This window comes from Kitasatospora sp. NPDC048194, from assembly GCF_043202455.1.
Classification (GTDB): Bacteria; Actinomycetota; Actinomycetes; order Streptomycetales; family Streptomycetaceae; genus Kitasatospora.
The window spans coordinates 1-3,017 of sequence record NZ_JBIDAK010000073.1; the positions used below are offsets into that span (position 1 = coordinate 1).

4 protein-coding genes and 1 pseudogene are annotated in these 3,017 nt (G+C 62.5%); 2 read left to right on the forward strand and 3 right to left on the reverse strand.

Annotation, left to right across the window (positions count from 1 at the left end; translation table 11 throughout):
• Positions 1–516 (reverse strand): transposase (locus tag ACGF07_RS35550; RefSeq protein WP_392905812.1); only part of this gene is annotated, 516 nt, incomplete at its 3' end.
• Between the two features lie 83 nt (positions 517–599).
• The gene (locus tag ACGF07_RS35555) at positions 600–839 is read right to left on the reverse strand and encodes a hypothetical protein (RefSeq protein WP_392905814.1); all 240 of its coding nucleotides are present in this window, start codon (positions 837–839) and stop codon (positions 600–602) included.
• A gap of 1,299 nt (positions 840–2,138) precedes the next feature.
• Between ACGF07_RS35555 and ACGF07_RS35560 the strand changes: the two genes are divergently transcribed.
• A complete protein-coding gene (locus ACGF07_RS35560) occupies positions 2,139–2,432 on the forward strand; it encodes a hypothetical protein (RefSeq protein WP_392905816.1) in 294 nt (97 codons plus the stop codon).
• Here ACGF07_RS35560 and ACGF07_RS35565 read toward each other — a convergent pair.
• Positions 2,420–2,536 (reverse strand): annotated as a pseudogene (locus ACGF07_RS35565) (hypothetical protein); the annotation flags it as partial. The gene ACGF07_RS35560 and the pseudogene ACGF07_RS35565 sit on opposite strands and share 13 nt — an antisense overlap.
• Positions 2,537–2,631: 95 nt before the next feature.
• Here ACGF07_RS35565 and ACGF07_RS35570 point away from each other — a divergent pair.
• On the forward strand, positions 2,632–2,916 hold the full coding sequence (locus ACGF07_RS35570) for an IS3 family transposase (protein ID WP_392905819.1): 285 nt from the start codon (positions 2,632–2,634) through the stop codon (positions 2,914–2,916).
• Positions 2,917–3,017: the final 101 nt, after the last annotated feature.

Consider the following 3,017-nt stretch of genomic DNA (forward strand, 5'->3'; position numbering starts at 1 on the left):
AAGGTGTTCGACGCGGGCCTTCTTCGTGGCGTAGTCGGGGTCGCGGGAGGTCTTCCAGGTCTTCACGCGTTGAAAGGAGACGCCCTCCTCGCGGAGCAGGACCCGAAGGCCCTCGTGGCTGATGTCGTCGACCACCCCCTCGGCGACCAGGAAGTCGGCCAGCTTGGCCAGGCTCCAGGTCGAGAATGGCAGGCCGTGCTCGGCCGGTTTGGACTTGGCGATCTTCTTGATCTCGCGGCGCTCGGGCAGTGTGAACGTCCTCGGCCGGCCGCCCCGGTATTTCGGGTAGAGCGAGTCGAAGCCGTCGGCGTTGAAGTTGTGGATCACGTCGCGGACCCGGTCCGCGCTGGTGAATGTGACCTCGGCGATCTTCGCCACGGGCATGCGTTGGGCGGACAGCAGCACCATCTGGGCACGCCGCCAGGCCACCACCGACCCGCTGCCCCGGCGGACGATCCGTAGCAGCCGTCTGCCCTCGTCGTCATCGATCTCACGGACCTGCACGCGTTCTGCCACGTGATCATTCTGACGGTCCGGTGCCGTTCGGCACAGAAACCGGGCGACACGTCACGACGGGGCGAACGTTGCCTGATGCGGCACTAGTTGGCCCAGTGGTTGTAGCAGTAGCCTACCGGGTGGTAGGCATCCCCGCCGCCGACGTACCGGTCGCCGACCGAGGTGTCGTAGACGTCGAACGTGAAGTGATCGAACAGCGGGTACGCCTCCAGGGTGCCGAACTTGCCGTCCGGGGCCGTACACGCACCGCTCTCGGTGTTGGTGGCGGTGTCCGTGACGCTGAACCCGACGGTCGCGCCAACCTTCCCGGCGTCGACCGACACGCTCGACGACCACTGGCTGCTGATCGCCCAGCTCCGGAGAGCACACGGGGCTGGGGCAAGGAGCGTCTCGTCGCGGGGCACTGTCCAGGCGCACCAGGTGCAGCGGACGCCGAGGGCTGGCGTTTGGTCGGGGAGGCCGTACGTTGAGTCGCCAGATAGGGGCCGGAAGCGTAGCGTGAAAAAGAGACGGAGTTAAGGTCCTGCTCGCCATAACTGCCGATAGATCCGGCGAGTCGGCCATTGAATCAATGGTGATGTCATGTCGCTTCAAATTTTTGAGTCAGCAGACTCGAACGGGCTCGCGATTGTGCGTGTCTACCGGGAGACCACACCCACGGCAGGCCCTAAACACACTCTCAGCTGCGAGGTTGAAGACGGTTTCATCGTTGTCGGAGGCGGGGCAAGAGCATCGGGAAACATTAATAAAGGAGCGCTCCTCACGGAATCGCGCCCCCGCGAGGACCAAAAAGCTTGGATAGCCTCTTCTACGGACCATTTTTTGCCCGACAATCATTTACTCAATTGCTTCGCCATCGGGCTGAGGATTTCAGAGCTAGGTCGAGAAGAGCTTAAATCCAATCTGCGATTCGGGAATCCCACGCAAAGCGTTAAGGAAAGTCACCCGGAAGCTTCGGATCATGTCCCCATAGACGACGGATTCGCCCTTATTGGGGGAGGATTCCGAGTAGACGAGGATCTTAACCTTGCCACGGCGTCTTACCCAGAATTTGACCAAGCATGGACTGCCCGGTCGAAGGACCAGGACAAGGTCGCTCCCGCCACAATCACCGTTTGGGGTGTGAGCATCAAAAGAAACATTGTCCGGGCTAGTGATCACAAGCGGTTTGTCGTAGAAGTCAGATCCGCAAGCGAGATAAGCACACGCCAAGAGCGACCGAATGCAGAGGCATTCCTGCCCGTCCCTTACGCCCTGACGGGCGTAGGCGCTGAGGTCCGCTACGAAGGAGCCGGCCAGCTGCTGTGGCAACTAGAACCGATCATTTCACGAAGTGACGTGCCGGGGCAGCACGACCGGGTAGGAGTCGTGGCTTTTGCAAAAGACCATATAGACCCCGACCTGGGAACTCTCAAGGCGTGGGCGGTAGGTATCGCGGTAACCGCAGTGCCCTAAGCACCACCTGAGGTTTGAGATCGACACCAAGATCGTGGATGCTGCCCGAGCCAGGAACACCCACAACGAGGAATCGACGTGCTCCTGAGAGCAGGCCTTCCCGATCTCGAACCGGGGGGAGGGCTGCGGCGCATCTGGCCCGGCATCATGGCCTGGTGACGACATGGATGCGCTGCTTCTGGGACGAGGAAGATGTCTGGTTCTACTTTGAGGTCGATGTCGACGGGTGGGTGATCCGGCAGGTCGAACTCGAAGGGCCTGGGCAGACCCCGGTCGCGGCCGCCTCCCTCGCCGAGTGGCAGCGGGCCGGCGACGCAAGCCGCCTCGATGAGTACGACAGCAGGTTCGGGATCACAGCCGAGCTGCCCGTCTCGGAATGGGAAGGCCACGACCCCGAACAGATCACCTCTGAGCTGCCCCGGCTTTCGTGGAGTCCGCGATCGTGTGATCAGGCGGCTTGAGGGGCTTGCTCCCGTCTCGCCCAGTACGCCTGTTCGTACTCGTCGGGCGGCGTGTAGTCGAGGGCGGAGTGGAGGCGTTCACCGTTGTACCACGCGACCCACTGGAATACGGCCCGCTCGACCTCGTCGAAGTCCCGCCACGGTCCCTGATGTTCAGTACACGTCCATCAAACTCACAACCCGCCTGCTGAAAGCCGGAATCGAGGCAAGCATGGGCGCCGTCGGCGACTCCTACGACAACGCTCTGGCCGAGAACTTCTGGAGCGTACTGAAGACCGAGTGCGTGCGCCGCACGACGTTCGCAACCCGCACCGACGCCGACCTGGCGCTGTTCGCCTATATCGGCGGCTGGTACAACACTCGGCGCATCCAAAAGCGCCTGGGCTGGCTCAGCCCGAACGAGTACGAGGAGAAATACTACGCCGCCCAGGCGACGGCCGAACCGGTGACCGTCGAACCACCCACACCCGCCCTGACCAAGTAATCAGCACCTCCCGCCCAGCGGGGGAAGCTCAACGCGTGAAGACCTGGAAGACCTCCCGCGACCCCGACTACGCCACGAAGAAGGCCCGCGTCGAACACCTC

What these genes read in the sequence shown, in the direction of transcription:
- ACGF07_RS35560 (WP_392905816.1), top strand. Translation starts at nt 2,139, where the DNA reads ATGCGCTGCTTCTGGGACGAGGAAGATGTCTGGTTCTACTTTGAGGTC.